General features: G+C 74.1%; 17 protein-coding genes and 1 tRNA gene. 9 read left to right on the top strand and 9 right to left on the bottom strand.

The annotated features are described in order from the left end of the window. Position 1 precedes the first annotated feature (1 nt). The 4 genes from HUN58_RS06615 to HUN58_RS06630 form a co-directional block, all read right to left on the bottom strand. A complete protein-coding gene (locus HUN58_RS06615) occupies positions 2–1405 on the bottom strand; it encodes an NAD(P)/FAD-dependent oxidoreductase (RefSeq protein ID WP_114850018.1) in 1404 nt (467 codons plus the stop codon). A 392-nt stretch (positions 1406–1797) separates the two neighbouring features. Beyond that, on the bottom strand, positions 1798–2616 hold the full coding sequence (locus tag HUN58_RS06620; protein ID WP_141861897.1) for an arginase family protein: 819 nt from the start codon (positions 2614–2616) through the stop codon (positions 1798–1800). A gap of 50 nt (positions 2617–2666) precedes the next feature. Then, positions 2667–3392, bottom strand: a complete 726-nt coding sequence (locus HUN58_RS06625) for a PspA/IM30 family protein (protein ID WP_058740646.1) — start codon at positions 3390–3392, stop codon at positions 2667–2669. Positions 3393–3505: 113 nt separating this feature from the next. Then, complete coding sequence (locus HUN58_RS06630) at positions 3506–5425, bottom strand: YgcG family protein (protein ID WP_208745444.1); 1920 nt, start codon at positions 5423–5425, stop codon at positions 3506–3508. 324 nt (positions 5426–5749) lie between these two features. Here HUN58_RS06630 and HUN58_RS06635 point away from each other — a divergent pair, with 324 nt between their 5' ends. Continuing rightward, on the top strand, positions 5750–5953 hold the full coding sequence (locus HUN58_RS06635; protein WP_058729997.1) for a hypothetical protein: 204 nt from the start codon (positions 5750–5752) through the stop codon (positions 5951–5953). 31 nt (positions 5954–5984) lie between these two features. Further along, complete coding sequence (locus HUN58_RS06640; protein ID WP_180225395.1) at positions 5985–6635, top strand: 4'-phosphopantetheinyl transferase superfamily protein; 651 nt, start codon at positions 5985–5987, stop codon at positions 6633–6635. On the opposite strand, the gene map is transcribed toward HUN58_RS06640, so the two are convergent. After that, a complete protein-coding gene (gene map / locus HUN58_RS06645) occupies positions 6616–7386 on the bottom strand; it encodes a type I methionyl aminopeptidase (RefSeq protein ID WP_141861891.1) in 771 nt (256 codons plus the stop codon). The two genes, HUN58_RS06640 and map, sit on opposite strands and share 20 nt — an antisense overlap. Before the next feature lie 60 nt (positions 7387–7446). Here map and HUN58_RS06650 point away from each other — a divergent pair, with 60 nt between their 5' ends. Then, on the top strand, positions 7447–7707 hold the full coding sequence (locus tag HUN58_RS06650; RefSeq protein WP_141861889.1) for a helix-turn-helix domain-containing protein: 261 nt from the start codon (positions 7447–7449) through the stop codon (positions 7705–7707). Between the two features lie 17 nt (positions 7708–7724). Here the strand turns inward: HUN58_RS06650 and HUN58_RS06655 are convergent, their stop codons facing one another. The 4 genes from HUN58_RS06655 to HUN58_RS06670 all read right to left on the bottom strand — a co-directional run bounded on the left by HUN58_RS06655 (position 7725) and on the right by HUN58_RS06670 (position 13940). Then, positions 7725–9053: a M1 family metallopeptidase gene (locus HUN58_RS06655; RefSeq protein WP_180225394.1), complete on the bottom strand. Its 1329-nt coding sequence runs from the start codon at positions 9051–9053 to the stop codon at positions 7725–7727. After that, entirely contained in the window at positions 9050–12976 is a 3927-nt protein-coding gene (locus tag HUN58_RS06660; protein ID WP_180225393.1) for a Pls/PosA family non-ribosomal peptide synthetase, read from the bottom strand. The genes HUN58_RS06655 and HUN58_RS06660 overlap by 4 nt, the downstream gene beginning before the upstream one ends. A 156-nt stretch (positions 12977–13132) precedes the next feature. After that, positions 13133–13204, bottom strand: a tRNA-Arg gene (locus HUN58_RS06665). A 157-nt stretch (positions 13205–13361) separates the two neighbouring features. After that, entirely contained in the window at positions 13362–13940 is a 579-nt protein-coding gene (locus HUN58_RS06670) for a hypothetical protein (RefSeq protein ID WP_180225392.1), read from the bottom strand. Between the two features lie 71 nt (positions 13941–14011). Here HUN58_RS06670 and argS point away from each other — a divergent pair, with 71 nt between their 5' ends. The 6 genes from argS (at position 14012) to thrB (ending at position 21668) form a co-directional block, all read left to right on the top strand. Continuing rightward, positions 14012–15676 carry an arginine--tRNA ligase gene (gene argS / locus HUN58_RS06675; RefSeq protein ID WP_175326355.1) on the top strand — a complete coding sequence of 555 codons (1665 nt, stop codon included), beginning with the start codon at positions 14012–14014 and terminating at the stop codon, positions 15674–15676. A 200-nt stretch (positions 15677–15876) separates the two neighbouring features. Further along, complete coding sequence (locus HUN58_RS06680) at positions 15877–16635, top strand: LmeA family phospholipid-binding protein (RefSeq protein ID WP_180225391.1); 759 nt, start codon at positions 15877–15879, stop codon at positions 16633–16635. Positions 16636–16782: 147 nt separating this feature from the next. Then, positions 16783–18204, top strand: coding sequence for a diaminopimelate decarboxylase (lysA, locus tag HUN58_RS06685; protein WP_180225390.1), 1422 nt, complete (start codon positions 16783–16785; stop codon positions 18202–18204). Between the two features lie 26 nt (positions 18205–18230). Beyond that, positions 18231–19550: a homoserine dehydrogenase gene (locus tag HUN58_RS06690; protein WP_180225389.1), complete on the top strand. Its 1320-nt coding sequence runs from the start codon at positions 18231–18233 to the stop codon at positions 19548–19550. Positions 19551–19599: 49 nt separating this feature from the next. Next, complete coding sequence (gene thrC, locus HUN58_RS06695; protein WP_058742856.1) at positions 19600–20679, top strand: threonine synthase; 1080 nt, start codon at positions 19600–19602, stop codon at positions 20677–20679. Between the two features lie 32 nt (positions 20680–20711). Continuing rightward, positions 20712–21668 (top strand): homoserine kinase, encoded by a 957-nt coding sequence (gene thrB, locus HUN58_RS06700; protein WP_058742866.1) that lies wholly within the window; start codon positions 20712–20714, stop codon positions 21666–21668. The last annotated feature ends 19 nt before the right edge of the window (positions 21669–21687 follow it).

Below are 21687 nucleotides of genomic sequence, written 5' to 3' on the forward strand. Positions count from 1 at the left end.
GCTACTCCGGGCGGCCGTAGGTCTCGAGCAGGCGCAGCCAGACCTCGTTCATGGTCGGGTAGGCCGGGACGGCGTGCCAGAGGCGGTCGACCGGGACCTCGCCGACGACGGCGACCGTCGCGGCGTGGAGCATCTCGGCGACGTCCTGACCGACGAAGGTCACGCCGACGACGACCCCGCGGTCCTCGTCGACGACCATCTTCGCGCGCCCGGTGTACCCGTCGGCCTGCAGTGCGGAACCGGCGACGGCGCCCAGGTCGTACTCGACGGCGCGGACGGTCAGCCCCTGCTTGCGAGCAGCGTCCTCGGTCAGGCCGACGCTCGCGACCTCCGGGTCCGTGAAGGTCACCTGCGGCACCGCGGCGTGGTCGGCCGTCGCGACGTGCGCGCCCCACGGCTCGGTGTGCACCGGACGGCCCTGGTGCCGTGCGGCGATCGCCTCGCCCGCGGCACGCGCCTGGTACTTGCCCTGGTGGGTCAGGAGCGCCCGGTGGTTGACGTCACCGACGGCGTAGAGCCAGTCGGTGCCCTGCACGAGCATCGTGTCGTCGACCTGCAGCCAGTCGCCGGGGGTCAGCCCGACGGTCTCGAGGCCGAGTTCGGCGGTGTGCGGCGACCGACCGGTGGCGGCGAGCACCTCGCTCGTCACCAGGGTCGTGCCGTCGTCGAGGGTCGTCGTGACCAGGCCGTGCTCGTCCCGGTCGACACGGGTCGGGTTGACGCCCGTCCGGACGTCGATGCCGAGCTCCCGCATGGCGTCCGCGACGAGCTCGCCCGCGAAGGGCTCCATGCCGCCGAGCAGGCCGTGCCGGGCGACCAGGGTGACCTTCGCGCCGAGGGACGCCCAGGCGGTCGCGAGCTCGGAGCCGGCGACACCGCCGCCGATCACGAGCAGGCTCTCGGGGACGTGCTGGGCGCTGGTGCCCTCGCGGGTGCCCCAGGGCTTCGCCTCGGCCAGGCCGGGGACGTCGGGGAGCTGGTGCAGCGACCCGGTCACGACGGCGACGGCGGCACGGGCGGTGTGGGTCTCGCCGGCGACCTCGACGGTCTTCTCGCCGGTGATGCGCGCGTGGCCGCGGATGAGCGCGATGTCGGCGGACTCGAGCCACGCGACCTGTCCGTCGTCCTTCCAGTCCGAGGTGAACGAGTTGCGACGGGCGAGCACCTTCGCGGCGTCGAGGTCACCCGTCACGGCCTGGGCGGCGCCCTCGAGTCGCTTCGCCGCCGCGACCGCGTGCCCGCTGCGCAGGAGCGCCTTCGAGGGCATGCACGCCCAGTACGAGCACTCGCCGCCGACCAGCTCGGCCTCGACCACGGCGACCGAGAGGCCGCGCTTGTGGGCGTAGTCCGCCACGTTCTCGCCGACTGCGCCGGCGCCGATCACGATGAGGTCGTAGTCCGTCATGTGCCCGAGCGTACGCAGGCCGCCGGAGGGGCGTCCGGGTGCGATGGGTATCGGTCCGGATGGCGCGTCGGAGTCGGCGGCCGAGGACGGTTCGCGCCCGTCGCGCAGCGCGGTGGGGTCGGTGCGGGGTCAGGTGCGGATGCAGGTGCGGGTGCGTGTGGAGGCGCGGGTGAGCGTGGAGGTGCGGGTGAGCGATCGATCCCATCGCGCGCGACATGGGATGCGGGCCCGCGCGTCTGGGGTCGGAACGGACGACACCTGATGCGCGGGACGTCCTCCGATGCGCGGAAGGGCCTGCGATGCGCGGGACGTCCTCCGATGCGCGGAAGGGCCTGCGATGCGCGAGATGTCCTCCGATACGCGGGACGGCTCCCGATGCGCGGAACCGCCCGCTACGCGCGGGACGCCGTGGTGAGGGCGCCGACCGCGCGCAGGATCACGCCGAGGTCGTCGACGGCCCGCTCGGGGTCGACCGGCGCGAACCCCGTCAGCGCCGCACCGACGAGCCGTCGGCCGCGGGTCGCCGCCTGGATCTGCGCGACGAGTGCCGCCGCGTCGAGTCCGAACGGCACGGGTTCGAGCAGCCCGTCGACCTCGGACGGGTCCAGGACGTCGAGGTCGACGTGCACGAACACCGCGTCGGCTCCGGTCGCGGTGACGGCGGCGTCGAGGGTGTCCGGGGTCGCGTCGTCCACGTCGAGGTGCGTGATCCCGACCCGGTCGAGCGCGGCGAGCTCGGCGTCCTCGGTGCCGCGGATGCCCGCGACGACGACGGCCGCTGGGTCGACGACGGGCAGGTCCGGGAACAGGTCGTCCGGCCGGTCGACGAGCAGCCGGAGCACCGCGGTCTCCGCGGCTACGGGTTGGGCGCGGTTCAGAGCGCGGTACCCGCTCGACCCGGCGATCCGGACGAAGGCCGTGCCGGGACGCACGAGCACCGTTGCCCCGAGCACGCTCGAGCCGTCCCCGCCGACGACGAGCACGGGTTCGCTCGCGACCCCGACCTCCTCGGCGACGCGCTCGGCGACCGAGCGGACCGAGGTGTAGCGCGCGACGGCGGTCTCGAGTCGGTCGCCTGCGCCCGCGGGCACGTCGACGACGGTGGTGGCGGCACGGGGGAGATCGGCTGCGACGGCCTGGGCGCCGTCGCCGAGGCGCATCGCCCGCGACGACGCCGAACCCTGCCACTGCCCGACGACGAGGAACTGCATCGTCTCAGTCTGTCAGCACGGCCCGGCGCCGTCCGCACCAGCGTGTCGGGTCAGATCGTCGACGACCCGCCGTTCTTCAGCGCGGCGAGTCGCGCCTCGACCTCGGCGTCCCGGCCGACGTCCTCGAGGCTCTCGAACTGCGCGTCCAGGCTCGACGACTGGAGCTCCTGCTGTCCGAGGACCTTCGCCTCCTCGCGGCGGACCTTCTCCTCGAAGCGGTTGAGGTCGCTCGTCGGGTCGGTGATGTCGATGTTGCCGATGGCGTCGTTCACCTTCGACTGTGCCTCGGCGGTCTTCTGGCGGGCGACGAGCGAGTCGCGCTTGGACTTGAGCTGCTCGAGCTTCTGCTCCATGCCGGCCAGACCGGACTTGAGCTTCTCGACCTGCTCGTTCTGGGTGGCGAGCGGGCCCTCGTTGTCCTTGACCTCTTGTTCGGCGGCGATCTGCTTGCCGATGGCGATCTTCGCGAGGTTGTCGAACTTGTCCGCCTCGGCCGTCTTGCCCTCGGCGCGGTACTTGTCCGCGGCCGACGAGGCGTTCGCGGCCTTCTGCCCCCACTCGGTGGCGGCGCGCTTGTCCTCCTCGTGGTCCTGCTCGAGCAGGCGGAGGTTGCCGATCGTCTGCGCGATCGCGGTCTTGGCGTCCGCGATGTTGTTCGTGTAGTCGCGGACGAGCTGGTCCAGCATCTTCTGCGGGTCCTCGGCGTCGTCGATGATCTGGTTCACGTTCGCGCGGATGAGCGCGGAGATCCGGCCGAAGATGGTCTGCTTTGCCATGTGCGTTGCCTTTCCTGGGAGGTCCGTCGGTGGTCTGACTGGTGATCTGGATGGGCGGTCCGGCGGTCTGCCGGGGGAGGTGTCGCTGGGCGGGCGGTGGGGAGTCCCGGAGGTCAGAAGCGGCCGCCGCCGGAGAACCCGCCGCCTCCGCCGCCCCCACCACCGCCGAAGCCGCCGCCCCCGCCGCCGAAGCCCCCGCCCCCGAAGCCCCCGCCCCCGAACGAACCGCCGCCGAAGCTGCCCCCGCGTCCGCCGAGCAGTCCGCCGAGCACGAGGCCGGTGACCAGCCCGCCGAGCTGCGCGCCGTTCCCGCCGCCGCCCTGCCCCGGCCACCCGCCCATGTCGTCGTTCGCCGCGTCCATCGCAGCCGCGGCGTACTGCTCCGCCGACCGCGGCGCCTGCACCGCACGTGCGGGGTCGGAGGTGGCGAGGTCGACCGCGTCGTCGAGCGCCCGCTCGGCCTCGGACAGCCGGGTCCGCGCGGTGGTGCCGACGGCGCCGCGGCGCACGGAGATGAAGTCCCGCCCCTGACTGATCCGTGTCCGCGCGTCCCGCAGCGCGTCGTCGAGCGCCCGCTGGGCCCGCTCGCGCTGCTCCTGCTGGCTGCGGGCGGTGGCCAACGCGGCGTCGATGGCCGTGTTCGCCTTCGTGAGGGCGTCGACCGCCGCGATCGGGTCCCGCGGGTCGACCGCCTGCCGGAGCACCGCGTCGGCCTGCGTCGCCGTTGCGGCGAGGGCCGGGTCGCCCGATCGCGTCGCACGCGCCGCGGCGACGTCGCCCTCGAGGTCGGCGCGCATCGCCTGCGCGCGGGCAGCGGCCTCGGCGAAGGTCGTCTCCGCGGCGGTCGCACTGCCGGTCAGCTGCTGCACCTGCGCCAGGGCGTGCTGCGCGTCCCGCACGGCGATGACGGCCTCGCCCTTGTCGCCGGCGGCGATCGCGGCCGTGGCTGCCCGGGACCGCTCGGTCGCGTAGTCGAGCACCTGCTGCGCCTGGTCGACGTTGTCCGACACCGATGCCAGGGTCCGGCCGGCGTACGCCCCGCGCACCCGGTCGAGCGCCGCCCGCGCGGCGGCGAGGTCGGCGGGAGCGGCGGCCACCGCGAACCCGAGCGCCCGTGCCGCGTCCTCGACCCCGTCCTCGAGCGCTCGGAGGCGGTCGAAGGCCTCGGTCTGCTCGTCGATCGCCGCGTGCGCCTGCTCGCAGATCGCGATGATCTGGTTCGCCCACTCGGCGCGCTGCTGCGGGGTGTCGGGGACCTCGTCGTCGAGCTGCTGCTGGTACGCGAAGGCCTGGCGGACGGACCGCTTCGCGGCGTCGACCGCCTCGGCGAAGGGCTTCGCGGCGTCGTCGCCGAACTGGGCGGCGGCGAACCCGACCTCTTGCTCGGCGGTCTTGAGCTCGTCGTCGATGGTGACGAGGGCACCGCCCGCGGCCCGTTCGAGTCCCGCGAGCGACTCCTGCTGCGCCCGCGCGGCCGCTGCCGTCCGGCGCTTGTTCCGTGCTCGGACGACGAGCAGCAGGACGAGCAGGCCGACCACGACGACGGCGAGCGCGACCCACAGCCAGGTCAGGTCCGGCGGCGCCTGGCTGGCGACCAGGCCGTCCGCGAGCGCGACCGCCGCGCCCGACCAGTTCCCGTCCCGCAGCTGGGGGACCGCGTCCTGCTGGTAGGCGTTCTTGACGTCCGTCGAGGACAGCACGCCCTCGGTCGTCTGCCGGATGTCCGCGATCCGGTCGTCGACCGCGACCGACAGCACGATGCTGTCGGAGCCGATCTGGTTCCGCTGGATGACCGCGTCGCCCCAGGCAGTGTGGTCGGTCGGGTCCGTGAACGTGGGGACGTAGACGACGTAGAGCTGCGTCTTCGTCTCGTCGTACAGGTCCTGGATCGCCCGCTCGACCTGCGTCCGCTGCCCGCTCGTCAGCGCTCCGGCGTCGTCGAGCACGTACGCTCCGGCGAGGTCCACCGGCTCGGTGGCGTCCGCGGCGGCCACGGGGACGAGCACGGGGCCGACGACCAGACCGACGGCCACCAGTGCCGCGCCGAGCCGGGCGCGGAACCCGCGGCGTCCGCGCCGCCGTTGTCCCCCGGCGGAGTCCGCTCTGTGTGAAGCCGTCGTCGCGCTCGTCCGGGCGTGGACCGCTCGCATCCGTCCTCCATCCGTCGTCGGGTGTGCCCTGCGACGCACCCCGTGACCGCGCCGAGCAGGCTGCCGTCGCCCCGATGCTATCCACGCTCCTTCGCGGACGGACAGACTTCGGGAGAACCCCGCGGGACGCGCAACCTGGGGAGGGTTTGTCCCCCGGGCGGGGTATGCTGGCGGCCACTGTTCGACGACGAACGGAAGGGGAGCACGATGGAGCGCACGACGAGCACAGAGGTCGTCCCACTGGAGGACGGTTACCACCGCGTCTCGACGCCGGCGAGCGGCGTGATCGGCTTCGTCCGGGAGCAGGACGGCCGCTACGAGGTCCTGCGCGGCCGCGTCCGGCAGGCAACCCGGTCCGAGGGTGCCTACAGCACCATGAACGTCGCGCTCATCGCGCTCACGCACGCCTGATCCGCCCGCTCGTCGCGGGTAGGCTCACCGCGTGGTCGCCCGGTCCCGCAACGATGCCAGGTGCGGCGCCGTCGCCGTCACGGTGCGCGTCGTCGCCGCGGACGCGGACACCGCTGGTGTCGGCCGGGAGGCGCTGGTCACCGCCGCCGCGTCCGCTGCGGGTGTCGAGCCGGTCACCGTGCGCACCGGCCGGTCCTGTCCGACGTGCGGCGCGTCCGACCACGGGCGCCCCTGGGCGGAGGCCGCCGGTACGGCCGTCCCGGTGAGCCTCGCGCGCACGACCGGCCTCGTCGCCGTGGCCGCGCTGCTGGGGGCTGCGCGGCCGGCGGGGACATCCGCGCCGACGATCGGCGTCGACGTCGAGCGGGTCTCGCGCGTCGCCGCCGCCCCGCTCGACGCGTCCGGCCCGCGGGAGTCCGCCCGGCTCCGCACGGAGGAGGACCGCGCCGCCGCGTGGGCCGTCACCGAGGCGGTGCTCAAGCGCGACGGCCGCGGGCTCCGCGTCGACCCCGCGCGGGTCGAGGTCGACCTCCGCCGCGGTCGGGCACGGCTCGACGGCCGCTGGCAGCCGGTGACGGTGACCTGGCTCGACGCGGACCTCGTGCTCGCGGTCGCGGCGGGCGGCCTGCCGATCACGGTCACCGCGCCGCAGGACGTCCCGCTCAGCGCCGGGGGTGCGTGAGGACCTCGGCACCGTCCTCGGTGATCGCGATCGTGTGCTCGGTGTGTGCCGTCCGGGACCCCGTCGCGCTCCGCAGCGTCCAGCCGTCCGGGTCGGTGACGAGTTCGTCGGTGTCCGCCATCACCCACGGCTCCAGTGCGAGGAGGAGCCCCGGCCGGAGCGTGTACCCGCGCCCCGGTCGACCGGTGTTCGACACGTGCGGGTCCTGGTGCATGGTCGACCCGATGCCGTGGCCGCCGAACTCGGTGTTCACGAGGTACCCGGCGTCGGTGAGCACGGTGCCGACGGCGTGGGACAGGTCACCGGTCCGAGCGCCGGGGCGGGCGGCCGCGATCCCGGCGGCCAGGGCGCGCTCGGTCGCCGCGATGAGCGCCGTGTCCGCGGGGTCGGGCGTGCCGACGACGAAGCTGATGGCCGCGTCGGCGGCGATCCCGTCGAGGGACACCGCCAGGTCGAGCGTGAGCAGGTCGCCGTCCACGAGCGCCCGGTCGTGGGGCAGCCCGTGCAGGACCGCGTCGTTCACGGCGGTGCACACGTGGTGGCCGAACGGCCCGCGGCCGAACGACGGGGCGTAGTCGACGTAGCAGGAGTCGGCGCCCGCGTCCTCGATCAGCGTCCGGGCCCACGCGTCGATCTCGAGCAGGTTCGTGCCCACCCGGGTGCGCTCGCGGAGGGTCTGCAGGACGGTGCCGACGAGGGCGCCCGTGCGGCGGGCCCGGTCGACCTCGGTGGGGCTCAGGATCTCGATCACGCGTCGAGGCTACCGGTACAGTTCGGCCGGTACAACAGTACCGGTACTACCATCAGGTCCATGGTCCGTCTCCCGCTCAGTCCCGAGGAGCTCGAGCGTGGGCGTCGGCTCGGGGCGCTGCTCCGCCGGGCCCGTGCCGAGCGCTCGATGCTCGACGTCGCCCTGGCCGCCGGCATCTCGCCCGAGACCCTGCGGAAGATCGAGACGGGCCGGATCGCGACCCCGGCGTTCGCCACGATCGCCGCGGTCGCCGGCGAGGTCGGACTCTCGCTCGACACGCTCTGGACGGACGTGCACGCGCCGGACCGCGCGGCCTCGTAACGCTCCCTCGGCGCCGCTCAGACCGGACGGACGACCGGCAGCGCAGGCACCCCGGGTTCGTCGACCCACGGCCCGGTGATCCGTCGCACCGCGTCGACGGGCAGTCCCGCCGCGTCCGCGAGCGCGCCGAGCACGTCCTCGGGCACCACGTTGCCGTGCCGGTACCGGTCGGTGAGCGTCCGCAGCCCCGCGAAGAACCCCTCGTCGCCGACGGTCCGTCGGACGGCGTGCAGGGCGAGGGCGCCGCGCTTGTAGACCCGGTCGTCGAACATGTCCCGCGCGCCCGGCGACGCGACGACGAGGTCCTGCGGCCCGGCGACCAGCGCTTGTCGGTGCTGCGCGGCGAGCACGTCCGCCGAGTCGCCGCCGCGGTGCTCGGACCACAGCCACTCCGCGTAGCAGGCGAAGCCCTCGTGCAGCCAGATGTCCTGCCAGCGGCGGACGGTGAGCGAGTTCCCGAACCACTGGTGCGCGAGCTCGTGCGCGATGAGCCGGTCGGTGCCGTGCTCGCCGTCGACGTGGTTCCGGCCGAACACCGCGAGCCCGTGCGCCTCGAGCGGGATCTCGAGCTCGTCGTCCGTCACCACGATCCCGTAGGACGAGAACGGGTACGGGCCGAACCGGTCGGCGTAGAGCGCGAGCATCTCGGGCACCTGCCCGAAGTCCGTCCGGACCGCGGACGTCAGGTCCGCCGGGTGGTGCACGGTCACCGGCGGGACGGCACCGCGGAGCCGTGTCGAGCGGTAGCGCCCGATCTGCACGGTCGCCAGGTACGTGGCCATCGGCTCGGTCACCGCGTAGGTCCAGGTCGTGCCGGCGCGTGCCTGCTCGCGGCCGAGCAGGTCGCCGTTCGCGACGACGTCGTAGCCGGTCTCGGCCGTGATCTCGAAGCGGTAGGTGGCCTTGTCGTCCGGGCGGTCGTTGCACGGGAACCAGCTCGGGGCACCGGTCGGCTGCGCGGCGACGATGACGCCGTCGGTCAGTTCCTCCCACCCGATCTGGCCCCAGGGGCTGCGGAGCGGACGCGGTGCGCCGCGGTAGCGCAGGTGCAGCGTGAACTCGGCACCCGCGGCGATCGGCTCGGCGGGGGTGACCGTCAGCTTGTGGGTCGACGCGGCGACCTTCGCCGCCCGGACGCCGTCGACGTCAGCACGGTCGACCCGCAGCCCGTGCAGGTCGAGCACGACTCGGTCCAGGGCGACGAGCGCCCGCGCGGTGATCGTCGCCGTCGCGTCAAGCCGGTTGGTCGCGACGCGGTAGCCGAGGCGCAGGTCGTGGTGCAGGGCGCTCCACCGGCGGTCGCCGCTGTGCGGGGTGTACGGGTCGGCGTCGGGGTTCGGCTTCACGGTGCCGTCGAGTCTGCCACGCCCGGGTCCTCGTCGCGGTCCACCGGCGGGGCGGTCGTCCACGGAGCGATGGGGTTGCCCGACCAGTGCGTACCGCCGGGGACCTGCTCGCCGCGCATCACGAGCGACGCCGGGCCGACGGTTGCGCCGGGGCCGATGCCCGCCGCCGGCAGGACGACGCTGTGTGGACCGAGGGTCGCGCCGGCGTCCAGGCGGACCGCGTCGAGCTGCATGACCCGGTCGTGGAACAGGTGGGTCTGCACGACGGTCCCGCGCGCGACGGACGCGCCGGTGCCGATCTCGACGAGGTCGGCCTCCGGCAGCCAGTACGTCTCGATCCAGGTGCCGCGGCCGATCCGGGCTCCGAGGCTCCGGAGCCACGCGGCGAGGGCCGGCGTCCCCGCGGCCTGCTCGGCGAACCAGGGCCGGGCGACGGTCTCCACGAACGTGTCCTGCACCTCGTTGCGCCACACGAACGACGACCACAGCGGCCGTTCCCTGGCGTCGATCCGCCCGACGAAGACCCACTTCGCGGCCGTCGACACCGCGGCGGCGACGGCGCCCGCGACGATGAGGACCGGACCCGCGAGCAGGACCGTCCACCCGAGCCCGATCGAGGACCACAGCGCGAGCAGCGCCCCGGCGACGCCGAGGGCGATCGCGGCGGACACCATCGGCGCCACGAGTCGGAGCAGCTCCCAGAGCCCCCGGGCGACCTTCAGGCGGCGCGGTGGACGGAAGGTGCGCTCCTCGTCGAACTCGGTCGTCGCCCGGCGGAGCCGCACCGGCGGCGAGCCGAGCCACGACGAGCCGCGCTTGGCCTTCTTCGGCACCGCGGACAGCACCGCGACCAGGGCCTCGCGGGGGACCGAGCGGCCGGCCCCGGTCATGCCGGAGTTGCCGAGGAACGCGCGCCGCCCGACCTTCGACCGCCCGATCCGGACGTACCCGCCGCCGAGCTCGTACGTGGCGACCATGGTGTCGTCGGCGAGGAACGCCCCCGACGCGATCTGCGTGAGCGCGGGGATGAGCAGCACGGTCGAGATCTCGGTGTCCCGCCCGACCCTCGCCCCGAGCACCCGGAGCCACAGCGGCGTGACGAGCGAGGCGTACAGGGGGAACAGCAGGGTCCGTGCGGCGTCGAGCACCCGTTCGGTGCACCACGCCTGCCACCCGGTCCGGGACCGCACCGGGTACCGGCCCTCGCGGAGGCCGATGCCGAGCAGCCGGACGGCGACGACCACGAGCCCGGCGTACACGGCACCCGCGACGAGCGTGGCGAGCGGGACGGCCGCCAGGCCGTGCAGCACGGCGGACCCGATCGTGTCCGCTCGCCCGACCAGGGCCGCGGCGACCGTCACGCCGGCCGCGACGCCGACGACGGGCAGCCCCGCGACGACGACGGAGCCGACCCCGTACGCGACGAGCCAGCGCCTGCGGGACGGTGGTCGTGCCTCCCGACCGTGCCGAGCCGAGCCGACGCGTTCCGCCGGCGAACCCGCCCAGCGCTCCCCGTCGGGGACCTGGCCGGAGACGGCGGAGCCGGCCTCCACCTCGGCTCCCACGCCGACGTGCGCGCCCGGCATCAGGGTCGAGCGGCTGTGCACGACCGCGTCGGCGTCGACCCGGACCCGGCCGAGACGGAACACGTCGCCGTCGACCCAGTGCCCGGCGAGGTCGACCTCGGGTTCGATCGACGCCCGCTTGCCGATCGTGAGCATGCCGGTCACGGGCGGGAGCGTGTGCAGGTCGACGCCTTGACCGATCCGGGCGCCGAGCGCGCGGGCGTAGTAGCTGATCCACGGCGCGCCGGACGTCGAGGGGCCGTCGACGGCCTCGGCGATCCGCTCCGCGAGCCAGACGCGCACGTGCACCGAGCCGCCACGGGGGTGGTCGCCCGGGCGGACGCCGAGCAGGACGAGCCGGGCGAGCACGACCGTGAGCGCCATCTTGCCCACGGGGGTGACGAACACCGCGAGCGCGAGCACGAGGGCCCACCAGGGCAGCGACGGCAGGGCGGGGAACGACGTCGCGTGCAGGACGCTCGACGCGAGGGCGGTCCAGGTCGTGACCCGCAGCCCGCGGAGGACCTGCACCGGCAGGCCGAGCACCGTCAGCAGCAGCCCGGTCGCCGGCGGGACCGGACGGACGGGGCGCCGGGCGGCGGCGACCGGCCCGGCGTCGTCGAGTGCCTCGGCCAGCGCGCCGATCCGCGGGTGGTCGTACACGTCGGCGACGGTCGTCGTCGGGAAGCGTTCGCGGATGGCCGAGACGAGCTGCGCCGCGGTCAGCGAGCCGCCGCCGTGCGCGAAGAAGTCGTCGTCGACGCTCGTCACCGGGACGCCGAGGATCGCCGCCCACCGCTCGGCGATCCACGCGACGGTGTCCGGCAGCAGGGCGGTGTCGGTGGCGCCGGGGAGCGGCCAGGGGAGCGCAGCGCGGTCGACCTTGCCCGAGGTGCGGGTCGGCAGGGCGTCGACGACGGCGAGGAGCGGCACGAGGGCGGCGGGCAGCTCCTGCCGGAGGCGCTCGTTCGCGGCGGCGGTGTCGATCGTCGCGCCGGCGACCGGGGCGACGTACCCGACGAGCACCTGGTTCCCGGCGGGGGTGCGCTGCACGACGGCGGCACCGCCCGCGACGCCGTCCAGGCCCTGCAGCGCGGCGTCCACCTCGCCGAGCTCGATCCGGCGACCGCCGAGCTTGACCTGGTCGTCGGCGCGGCCCTGGAACACCAGGCCCTCGGGCTCGTACCGCACGAGGTCCCCGCTCCGGTACGCCCGGTCCCACCCGAGCTCCGGGAAGGGTGCGTACTTCTCGGCGTCCTTCGCCGGGTCGAGGTACCGGCCGAGTCCGACGCCCCCGATGACGAGCTCGCCGACGCCGCCGGGGGCGACGCGCTGCCCGTGCTCGTCGACGACGGCGAGGTCCCAGCCGTCCAGGGGCAGGCCGATCCGGACGGGCTGGCTGCCGTCCATCAGGGACCCGCACGCGACGACGGTGGCCTCGGTCGGGCCGTAGGTGTTCCAGAGCTCGCGGTCCCGGGAGGCGATGCGTGCGGCGAGCTCGGGCGGGCAGGCCTCGCCGCCGAAGATGACGAGCCGGACCTGCTCGAGGGCGTCGTCGGGCCAGAGCGCCGCGAGGGTCGGCACGGTCGATACGATCGTGATCGTGTGCGCGATGAGCCACGGCCCGAGGTCGACCCCGGTCCGGACGAGCGACCGCGGCGCGGGGACCAGGCACGCCCCGTGGCCCCACGCGAGCCACATCTCCTCGCAGGACGCGTCGAACGCGACGCTCAGCCCGGCGAGGACCCGGTCGCCCGGGCCGATCGGGGCGTCCTGCAGGAACATCCGCGCCTCGGCGTCGACGAACGCTGCCGCGGAGCGGTGGGTCACGGCGACGCCCTTGGGGACACCGGTCGAGCCCGAGGTGAAGATGATCCAGGCGTCGTCGTCGACCGTCGGTGCCGCCGCACGCGCGCCGGGGTCGACGACCGGCGCGGGGTCGGCGTCGGGCGCGCCGGAGGTCCGCAGGACGCCGCCCGCCCCGATCACACCGACGACCCCGGCCTCGCCGAACACGAGCGCCGCCCGCTCCTCGGGGTCGTCGGCGTCGACGGGGACGTACGCGGCACCGGCGGCGAGCACCGCGAGGATCGACACGTACAGGTCGCGGCCGCCGGACGGGAGGCGGATGCCGACGCGGTCGCCGCGGCGCACCCCGCGCGTGGCGAGGTCGTCGGCCTGCGCGGCGACGAGGTCGAGCAGGGTCGCGTAGTCGACGGTCCCGGCCGGGTCCTCGAGCGCGAGGGCGTCCGGGGTCGCGGCCGCGGTCGCCCGCAGGACGTCGAGCAGGGTGCGCGGTTCGGGCGCGTGTGTGCCGCGGGCGAGGGGTGCCTGGGTGTCCGTGGTGCCGGTGCTCATCGGCGCGGATCATAGTGACGCCGGGTGTCGCGCCGGCAAACCAGCCTGTCGAGACCGGCGTGGCGGGCGCGTGCGTGGGGGACGGTCGCCGGAGGCGACATCGCGCGCTGCCGATCGAGCGCAGCGAGAACGTCAGCTTGCGCGGAGATGTATCGGTGCCCCCAGGAGGATTCGAACCTCCGCCCCTGCCTCCGGAGGGCAGTGCTCTATCCCCTGAGCTATGGGGGCTCGTGGGTGAGACCAACCGTAGCAGGTCTGCGCACCGCACCAGGACAGCGCGTGTCGCGCCGCACCGGACGGGAGGCACGGTGCGGGCCCGCCCCGCGCCTCCCGTCCGCTGCCGGGTCGCGTCGGACGTGGGCCGGCGGCCGGGCGTGCCGTCCCGTCAGTCGGCCGGGGCCGCCGAGGCGCTCGGCTCGAGTGCCGCGTGCACGGCGTCGACGACGGGCTGCGCGCCGCCGGGCTCCGTGAACAGGGTCGACTCGGTGGTGATCCAGTACGGGTCGGGGAACGCGTCCGCGCGCCCGACGCCGTCGGTCAGGGCGAAGTAGCCCTCGACGCGGTAGGTCGGCACCGAGCCGCCGCGCTCGTACAGGGCGTCCTTCAGTGTCGTGAGCGACTTCTCAGGCAGGTGGGCGACGGCGAGCGTCACCGTGGTGGCGGGGTCGTCGGTCGCGACGAAGCGGCACACGCGACCGCGCTGGCGCTCGATGGTGGCCGCCGGCGTGCCCTTCGCGGGCGTCCAGGACGTGTCCTGCGTGAACGTCCTGCCGTACACCTGCAGCGCCGACGCGGGGAGCAGGTCGGTGCAGCTCTGCGCCACGCGCTGCCCGATCGGTCCGGCGCTCGCACTGGCGCTGGGGGAGCCGCCGCCGGACCCGCCCGTGCACGCCGTGAGGGCGAGGGACGCGGTCACGCTGAGGACGGCGACGGTGATCGCCCGGGCACGGCTGCGGGTGGTCATCCGGACATGATGGTGCACGCGACCAGACGCGGGCCAGGAGCCGCCTGGACGTCCCGGTAGGATCGACCCTCGTGACTCCTGCCGAACTCTCCGCCGCGTACCTGTCGATCCTGACCGGGATCGTCGAGCGACGAGGCGCGTCCGACACCGTGACCGTCGGGGAGTCGCACGTCGCGCTCGAACGGCCGAAGAACCGCGCACACGGCGACTGGGCCTCGAACGCGGCGATGCAGCTCGCGAAGCGCCTCGGCACGAACCCGCGCGAGCTCGCGACGGAGATCGCGGGCGAGCTGTCCGAGCTCGACGGTGTCGCGTCCGTCGACGTCGCCGGACCCGGCTTCATCAACATCACGCTCGAGGCAGCGGCCGCGGGGGAGATCGCCCGCACGATCGTCGACGGGGGTTCGTCCTTCGGGCACGGCGACCTGTACGACGGCGTCCGCATCGACCTCGAGTTCGTGTCCGCCAACCCGACCGGCCCGATCCACATGGGCGGCGTCCGTTGGGCCGCGGTCGGCGACAGCCTGGCGCGCGTGTTCGCCGCGCAGGGCGGCCTCGTCACCCGCGAGTACTACTTCAACGACCACGGTGCGCAGATCGACCGCTTCGCCCGGTCCCTCGTCGCCTCCGCGCTCGGGGAGCCCACGCCCGAGGACGGCTACGGCGGCGCCTACATCAGCGAGATCGCCGCCCGCGTGCTCTCGACGTACGACGGCGACGTGCGCGACCTGCCCCGCGACGAGGCGCAGGAGCTGTTCCGCCGCGAGGGCGTCGACTTCATGTTCGCCGACATCAAGCAGTCGCTGCACGACTTCGGCGTCGACTTCGACGTGTACTTCCACGAGAACTCGCTGCACGAGTCGAAGGCCGTCGAGCGCGCCATCGAGCGCCTGCAGTCGCTCGGGATGATGTACGAGGCCGAGGGGGCGCTCTGGCTCCGCACGACCGACTTCGGCGACGACCGGGACCGCGTCGTCATCAAGTCCGACGGCGACCCCGCGTACATCGCCGGTGACCTGGCGTACTACCTCGACAAGCGCGAGCGGGGGTTCGAGCGGAACCTCATCATGCTCGGCGCGGACCACCACGGCTACGTCGGTCGGATGATGGCGATGTGCGCGGCGTTCGGCGACCAGCCGGGTACGAACCTCGAGATCCTCATCGGCCAGATGGTCAACCTGCTCAAGGACGGCCAGCCGTTCCGGATGTCCAAGCGCAACGGCACGATCGTGACGATGGAGGACCTCGTCGACGCCGTCGGTGTGGACGCCGGCCGGTACGCCCTCGTGCGGTTCGCCAGCGACACCGCGATCGACATCGACCTCGACCTGCTCACCAAGCGGACGAACGACAACCCGGTCTTCTACGTGCAGTACGCCCACGCCCGCACGCAGTCGGTGGCGCGCAACGCCGCCGCCTCCGGGGTGGACCGCTCGGCGTTCGATGCCTCGCTGCTCACCCACGACACCGAGGGTGCACTCCTCGGTGCCCTCGCGGAGTACCCGCGGGTCGTCCGGCAGGCCGCGGAGCTGCGCGAGCCGCACCGCATCGCGCGGTACATCGAGCAGCTCGCGGGGCTGTACCACCGCTGGTACGACGCCTGCCGCGTGACGCCGCTCGGCGACGAGGCCGTGACCGACCTGCACCGCACCCGCCTCTGGCTGAACGACGCCACCGGCCAGGTCGTCCGCAACGGCCTGGGGCTGCTCGGCGTCTCCGCTCCCGAGCGCATGTAGCGCGGCCCCGCCCGGATCGAACCACGGAACCGACGTCGAACCAGCCCCCGCGGCTGGTTCGACGTCGGTTTCCTGGTTCGACACGCGCCCGCCCCCGCCCGACCGCACACCGGCCAGCCGCGCGCCCGCCGCAGCCGACGCGCCGGGCCGCACCCGTGCCTCCAGGCCGGCTGCCGGGGGACCCTGGCAGGCTGGGACGCATGTCCGTCGCCCCCGCACCCGCCCGGAAGCGCCGTCGCTGGCCGATCGTCCTCGTCGTGCTCCTCGTCGTGCTGGCCGCGCTCGCGGTCGTCGCCGAGTTCGTCCTGCGCGGCGTGGTGGACCGCACGATCGCCGACCAGGTCGAGCAGTCCCTGCCCGACGGCACGACCGGCGAGGTCACTGCCCACGCCGAGGGCATCGTCCTGCCGCAGCTGATCGCCGGGACGCTCGACCGGGTGGACATCTCGTCGGACCGGATCACGGTCGACGGCGTCCCGCTCGCGGCGGACGTCACCGTGCACGACGTCCCGGTCGACGGCAAGGGCGACGTCCGGGACGTCGACGGGCACGTGACGCTCGCCGCCTCGAGCGTGAAGGACCTGGCGAAGTACAGCCCGCTGTTCGACCGGCTCCGGCTCGTCGACGGCGGGGTCGAGCTCTCCGGCTCCACCGCGGTGCTCGGCTACGACATCTCGTACGCGGCCACCGGTGACGTCGTGGCGCAGTCGGACGGCCGCGGCGTGACGATCACGCCGCAGACGGTCCGGATCACGAACTCGGCGCTCGGGCTCAAGGTGGACTCCATCCCCGGCGTGACCGACGTGCCCGTGACGGTCTGCACGGCGCAGTTCCTGCCGGAGCAGCTGCGGGTCCGCTCGCTCGACATCACCGGGTCGAAGGCGACCGTGCGGGTGACGGCCGACCGGCTGCCGCTCACGGAGCAGGGACTGCAGACCGTGGGGACCTGCGGCAGCTGACGGCGCGGGCGCGGGCATGTCGGGGCGCCACGGCCCGTGACGTCGGACGTGGCGGGGGGAGTCGCGTCCCGTCGCGGCGCGTGTCGGCGCGTGTCGGCCCGTAACAGCGGACTGGAGGCTCGTCCCGGCTCGCTAGGATCGGGTCCCGTGAGCGAGAACCCCCTTGCCCCGCCGCGGCTGCGGGTCCCCGACGACGCCTCCGCGCTGAGCGCGCGCATCTGGCCCGCGTCCGCGACGCGGACCGACGACGGCTCGCTCGCGATCGGCGGCGTCGCCGCCGCCGACCTGGTCGCGCAGTACGGCACGCCGCTCTACGTCGTCGACGAGCGCGACGTGCAGTCCCGTGCCGTCCGCGTCCGCACCGCGTTCGACGACGCCTTCGGCCGGATCGGCACCCGGGCGCACGTCTACTACGCCGCGAAGGCGTTCCTCACGACCCAGGTCGCCGCGTGGATGGCCGAGGCCGACCTCCGCGTCGACGTCTGCACGGGCGGGGAGCTCGCGGTCGCCCTGGCCGGCGGCGTCGACCCGGCATGCCTGGGCTTCCACGGCAACGACAAGTCCGACGCCGAGATCGCCCGCGCGGTCGAGGTCGGCCTCGGCACGATCGTGCTCGACAGCCACGAGGAGATCGGCCGCGTCGCCCGTGCCGCGGCGGACGCCGGGACCGTGCAGCGCGTCCGCATCCGGATCAACAGCGGCGTCCACGCATCGACGCACGAGTACCTGGCGACCGCGCGCGAGGACCAGAAGTTCGGCATCCCGCTGACCGAGGCCGTCCAGGCCGCCGCAGCCGTGCGCGCGGAGCCGAGCCTGGCGTTCGTCGGTCTGCACTCGCACATCGGCTCGCAGATCTTCGACGAGTCGGGCTTCCGCGAGGCCGCCCGCCGTCTGATGGACGTGCACGCCGAGCTCGTGCAGTCCGGGCCGGTGCCGGAGCTGAACCTCGGCGGCGGCTGGGGGATCGACTACACCGAGGCGGACGAGGCGTTCGCCCCGGAGGACGTCGCCGAGGCCCTCGCCACCATCGTCGCCGAGGCCTGCGCCGAGCGGGACATCCCGGTGCCGGAGATCGCGGTCGAGCCCGGCCGCTACATCGTCGGCCCCGCGGGCGTCACGCTCTACCGCGTCGGCACGATCAAGCCGGTCGCGCTCGAGACCGAGGACGGCGCGACCGCCACGCGCACGTACGTCTCGGTCGACGGCGGCATGAGCGACAACGCCCGCCCCGCGCTGTACGGCGCCGACTACACCGCCCGGCTCGCCCGCACCTCGGACGCCCCGGCCGTCCTGACGCGCGTCGTCGGCAAGCACTGCGAGTCGGGCGACATCGTCGTGCACGACGAGTACCTGCCCGGCGACGTGCACCGAGGCGACCTGCTCGCCGTCGCGGCCACCGGTGCCTACTGCTGGGCGCTGTCGAGCAACTACAACCACGTGGGCCGCCCGCCGGTCGTCGCGGTGGCGGACGGCGCTGCCCGTACCCTGGTCCGGGGCGAGTCGATCGACGACCTCCTCGCCCGCGACACCGGGGTCGTCCCCGCGCCCGCAGCCGGCGCGGCCGGATGACCCGAGAACGACAGGACCCGCACCAGATGATCGAATACCGCAACGTCCGCGTCGCGCTGCTCGGAGCCGGCTCGGTCGGCTCCCAGGTGGCCCGGCTGCTCCTGGAGCACGGCGACGAGCTCGCCTCCCGTGCCGGCGCCGGCCTCGAGCTCGTGGGCATCGCGGTCCGCGACACCGACGCGCCTCGGGACGTCGACCTGCCGAAGGCGCTCTTCACGACGGACGCGGCGTCGCTCATCCTCGGCGCGGACATCGTCGTCGAGCTCATCGGCGGCATCGAGCCCGCGCGCACGCTCGTCCTGCAGGCGCTGCAGTCCGGCGCCGACGTCGTCACGGGCAACAAGGCGCTCCTCGCCACGCACGGCCCGGAGCTCTTCGCCGCGGCGGAGCAGGTCGGCGCGCAGCTCTACTACGAGGCCGCCGTCGCCGGGGCGATCCCGATCATCCGGCCGCTGCACGACTCGCTCGCGGGTGACCGCATCGAGCGGATCATGGGCATCGTCAACGGCACGACCAACTTCATCCTCGACCTGATGGACCGCGAGGGCGCGACGTTCGAGGACGCCCTGGCCACGGCGACCGAGCTCGGGTACGCCGAGGCCGACCCGACCGCCGACGTCGAGGGCTACGACGCAGCGCAGAAGGCCGCCATCCTCGCGTCGCTCGCGTTCCACACCTCGGTCCCGCTCGCCGCCGTGCACCGCGAGGGCATCACCTCGGTCACGATCGAGCAGGTCCGGGCCGCGCGCAAGGCCGGCTACGTCGTGAAGATCCTCGCGACGGCCGAGCGCCTGACCGACGCGCAGGGCGTCGAGGGCGTCAGCGCCCGGGTGTACCCGGCGCTCGTCCCGGAGTCGCACCCCCTGGCGAGCGTGCACGGCGCGAAGAACGCCGTGTTCGTCGAGGCCGAGGCGGCCGGCGACCTCATGTTCTACGGCGCGGGTGCCGGCGGCGTCGAGACGGCGTCCGCGGTGCTCGGCGACCTGGTGTCCGCCGCCCGTCGCCACGTCATCGGCGGCCCCGGGATCGCCGAGTCGACGCAGTCGGCGCTGCCGGTCTTCCCGATCGGCTCGGTGAGCACGCGCTACCAGATCACGCTGCACGTCGCGGACGCCCCTGGCGTGCTCTCCACCGTCGCCGGCGTCCTCGCCGACCACGGCGTCAGCGTCGAGACCGTCGAGCAGACCGCCGCCACCGACCCGGGTGACGGCACGGCCGGCACCGCGAACCTCGTGATCGGCACGCACCTCGCCCGCGAGTCCGCCCTGGCCGACACGGTCCGGGCCCTCCGTGACGAGGACGTCGTCGTCGAGGTGACGAGCGTGCTCCGCGTCGTCGGCGCCTGACCGTCACCCCACCGCCCCCGACTGCAACACACCGAACAAGGAGAGCCTGATGGCCCACCAGTGGCAGGGAGTCCTGCGCGAGTACGCTGATCGTCTCGACGTGACCGAGACGACGCCGATCGTCACCCTCGGCGAGGGCGGGACCCCGCTCATCCCGGCTCGTCGTCTGTCGGAGCGCACCGGCGCCGAGGTCTACGTGAAGTACGAGGGCATGAACCCGACCGGCTCCTTCAAGGACCGCGGCATGACCATGGCGATCTCGAAGGCCGTCGAGCACGGTGCGAAGGCCGTCATCTGCGCCTCGACCGGCAACACGAGCGCGTCGGCCGCCGCCTACGCCACGCACGCGGGGATCACCGCTGCGGTGCTCGTGCCCGAGGGCAAGATCGCCATGGGCAAGCTCAGCCAGGCCGTCGCGCACGACGGCCAGCTGCTGCAGGTGCAGGGCAACTTCGACGACTGCCTCGACATCGCGCGCGACCTCGCCGCGAACTACCCGGTGCACCTCGTGAACTCGGTCAACAACGACCGCATCGAAGGGCAGAAGACCGCCGCGTTCGAGGTCGTCGACGTCCTCGGTGACGCGCCGGACTTCCACTTCCTGCCCGTCGGCAACGCCGGCAACTACACGGCGTACTCCCGCGGCTACCGCGAGGACGTCGCGGCCGGCCGGTCGACGAAGATGCCGCGCATGTTCGGCTTCCAGGCCGCCGGATCCGCCCCGATCGTCCGCGGCGAGGTCGTCCCGAACCCGGACACCATCGCGTCGGCGATCCGCATCGGCAACCCGGCCTCGTGGCAGTACGCGCTCGAGGCCCGGGACGAGACCGACGGCTACTTCGGTGCGATCACCGACGAGGCGATCCTCGCCGCGCACCGCATCCTGTCCGCCGAGGTCGGCGTCTTCGTCGAGCCCGCGTCCGCGATCGGCGTGGCCGGACTGCTCGAGCGTGCCGACGCCGGCATCGTGCCCAAGGGTGCGAAGGTCGTCATCACGGTGACCGGACACGGCCTCAAGGACCCGCAGTGGGCCCTCCGCACGCCGGACGGCGGTGAAGTCGCCCCGACGAGCGTCCCGGTCGACACGAAGTCGGTCGCCGACGTGCTCGGACTGGTCGGCTCCGCGTGAGCGTCGACCGCTCGTCCGGGCCGGGGGAGGGCATGACCGCCCGCAACGCTGTACCGGCCGGACGGGCGGTCCGTGTGCGCGTCCCGGCGACCTCCGCGAACCTCGGCCCGGGGTTCGACTCCCTGGGGCTCGCGCTGTCGCTGTACGACGAGGTCGTCGTCCGGGTCCGTCCGGAGCCCGGCGCGACCGTCACGGTCGAGGGCGTCGGTGCCGGCGAGGTCGCGACGGACGACGCGAACCTGGTCGTCCGAGCCGTCCGCCGCGGCCTCGAGCACGCCGGAGTGGCCCAGCCCGGGCTCGAGCTGCACGCCGTCAACGCGATCGCGCACGGGCGCGGCATGGGCTCGTCCGCCGCGGCGATCGTCGCCGGGCTCATGGCCGCCCGCGGACTCCTCGAGGGGATCGTCGACCTCGACGCGTCGACCCTGCTGTCGCTCGCCACCGAGATGGAGGGGCACCCCGACAACGTCGCCCCGGCCCTGTTCGGCGGTCTGACGATCGCGTGGATGACCCCAGAGGGCCCCGCGTACAAGCGGCTGCTCGTCCACCGCGGCGTCTCGCCGGTGGTCTTCGTGCCGACCTCGACGCTGTCGACGAAGCTCGCGCGGTCCCTGCAACCCGCGAGCGTGCCGCACGAGGACGCCGCGTTCAACGTGTCGCGGTCCGCCCTGCTCGTCGCCGCGCTCATCCAGAGCCCCGAGCTGCTGCTCGCCGCGACCGAGGACCGCCTGCACCAGTCGTACCGGGCGAGCGCGATGCCCGAGACGGACGCGCTCATCGGTCTCCTCCGGCAGCAGGGCCTCGCCGCGGTCGTCTCCGGCGCGGGACCGAGCCTGCTCGTCCTGGGCAGCGACCCGGCGCAGCGCCTGACGGCCGCGGACCTGGTGGCGCGACACGCGCAGTCCGACTGGCGGGCCCTCATGCTGGCCGTGGACCTGGGTGGTGCTACAGTGGTGCCGCACTCGGCGCTCGAAGCCGATCCCGCGTAGGCGCAAGGACTGCTCCTCA

The organism is Curtobacterium sp. Csp1, from assembly GCF_013347185.1.